The 298-nt window shown below is 37.6% G+C and carries 1 pseudogene; it reads right to left on the bottom strand.

What is annotated here, in order from left to right:
• Positions 1-298, bottom strand: a pseudogene (locus ACFIO5_RS12620) (FAD-binding protein); the annotation flags it as partial.

Genomic DNA, 298 nt, shown 5'->3' with positions numbered 1-298 from the left:
TAAAACTTTTTGTAAATCCGCTCGATGAATCATAAGATAGGGGGATTTCCAATTTTTTTCTGATAAATTAAAAAGATCCGCGTGTAGATGTGTTTTTAAAGAGACTCCATCTCTTAACTGAAGAAATTGTGGAATTACACCCATTTTTGTGAGTTTACTAAGAATGCCCCAACGCGCAAAAATACACGTTGCATTTGGAGTAAGCTGAATACCAGCACCTACACTCTCAAGCTGTTTGCGCTTTTCGATGATGGTGCTTGCAATTCCTTTATAAGCAAGTGCCAAAGCAGAGCTTAAA

It is taken from the genome of Bartonella sp. AA86SXKL (assembly GCF_042196885.1).
Note: the sequence above shows the minus strand (reverse complement) of the source record. Positions and strands in the feature narration are given on the sequence as shown.